Source organism: Microbacterium sp. Bi128, from assembly GCF_918698205.1.
This window is the reverse complement of sequence record NZ_CAKKMM010000954.1, coordinates 1-1,993: the sequence shown is the minus strand read 5'-3', so window position 1 is coordinate 1,993 and position 1,993 is coordinate 1. Positions and strand designations below refer to the sequence as shown.

Below are 1,993 nucleotides of genomic sequence, written 5' to 3'. Positions count from 1 at the left end.
GAGCTGGGCTTGAAGGTAGTCGTCATCGACCGCCGGCACCACATTGGCGGCAACGCCTACAGCGAAAAGGAAGAGCAGACCGGCATTGAGGTGCACCGCTACGGTGCCCACCTCTTCCACACGTCCAACGACCGCGTGTGGGAGTACGTAAACCGCTTCACGACGTTCACGAACTACGTCCACAAGGTCTACGGCGTGCACAAGGGCGAGGTCTACTCCCTGCCCATCAACCTGGCCACGATCAACCAGTTCTTCCGGGCCAACCTCACCCCCGGGCAGGCCCAGGAACTGATCAAGGAGCAGGCCGGCGAACTGGCCGGCACCGATCCGCAGAACCTGAACGACAAGGGCATCCAGCTGATCGGCCGCCCGCTCTACGAGGCGTTCATCAAGCACTACACCGGCAAGCAGTGGCAGACGGATCCGAAGGACCTGCCCGCGGGCATCATCTCCCGCCTTCCGGTGCGCTACAACTACGACAACCGGTACTTCAACGACAAGTACGAGGGCCTTCCGACCAACGGCTACACGGCCTGGATCGAGAAGATGGCCGAACACCCCAACATCGAGGTGCGGCTCAACACGGACTTCTTCGATGAGTCCCACGAGTACAGCAAGGGCAAGGTGGTCGGCAACATCCCGGTCGTCTACACCGGACCTGTTGACCGCTACTTCGACTACGCCGAAGGCGATCTGTCCTGGCGCACCATCGACTTCGAAGAAGAAGTGCTCGACGTCGGGGACTTCCAGGGCACGTCGGTAGTGAACTACAACGACGAAGACGTTGCGTACACCCGCATTATCGAGCCGCGCCACTTCCACCCGGAGCGCGACTACCAGCCGGAGAAGACGGTCGTTATGCGCGAGTTCTCCCGTGCCGCGGAGAAGGGCGACGAGCCCTACTACCCGATCAACACGCCCACGGACCGCGACCGGCTCCTGAAGTACCGCGACTTGGCCGCGGCCGAGCAGGATGTCCTCTTCGGCGGCCGCCTCGGTACCTATAAGTACCTGGACATGCACATGGCGATCGGCTCGGCCCTGACCATGTTCGACAACAAGATCCGCCCGCACTTCGAAGGCGGCGCAAAGATTGAAAGCGGAGGAGTGGACGCATGAGCGCCGCAACCGACACCCAGGTAGATTCCGCCCAGCAGTGGGACACCCTGCAGCGGGTCATCCTGCCCAACGCCAGCCAGATGGACACGGTTCCCCTGTACATGGACATGGGTACCGCGACCGGCATCCAGCTTCCTACGGTCGGCAGCGGCGACGGCAAGAAGGCCCGGGCACAGTCCTTCAGCAGCTCCACCAAGGAAGCCCACGTTGAAGACTTCCTGTCCCGCAGCTCCACCAAGGTCCGTTCGGGGGAGCGGGTATCGTTCGGCAGCTACTTCAACGCCTTCCCGGCGAGCTACTGGCGGCGCTGGACGTCGGTGGACAAGGTCCGGCTTCAGGTCCGCACCCAGGGCGCCGGATCCGTCATCGTCTACAAGTCCAACGCCCGCGGATCCCTGCAGCGCGTCGACACGCGGCGCGTCGAGGGTTCGGCGGAGAACACCTTTGAGCTGTCCCTTGCGCCCTTCGGCGACGGCGGCTGGTACTGGTTCGACCTCGTGGCGGGCTCCGAACCGCTTGTCATGGTCGACGCCGAATGGCAGGGCCCCGCTGTTGAGAGCACGCCCGGGTCTGTCACCCTGCAGATCACGACGCTGAACAAGACGGACTTCTGCCTCAACAATCTTCGGCTGCTGGCCGAGAACCCGGATGCCCTCAAGCATGTCCAGGAGATCCTGCTGGTTGACCAGGGCACGCAGAAGGTCGAGGACGCGGACGGCTTCGCCGAAGTCCGTGAATCTCTTGGCGGCAAGCTGCGGATCATCAACCAGTCGAACCTCGGCGGCTCCGGCGGCTTTGCCCGGGGCATGTTCGAGGCCGTCGAAAACGGCAGTGACTACGTCCTGCTCATGGACGACGACATCGTGGTTGAGCC

At 63.2% G+C, this 1,993-nt stretch carries 2 protein-coding genes; both read left to right on the top strand.

Annotated elements, in window-relative coordinates:
- Positions 1–1,119: UDP-galactopyranose mutase (glf, locus tag LQV45_RS28445; protein ID WP_230010303.1), on the top strand; the 1,119-nt coding region annotated here is incomplete at its 5' end.
- A partial coding sequence (locus LQV45_RS28440; RefSeq protein ID WP_230010299.1) for a glycosyltransferase occupies positions 1,116–1,993 on the top strand: 878 nt, incomplete at its 3' end. The genes glf and LQV45_RS28440, both read left to right, overlap by 4 nt.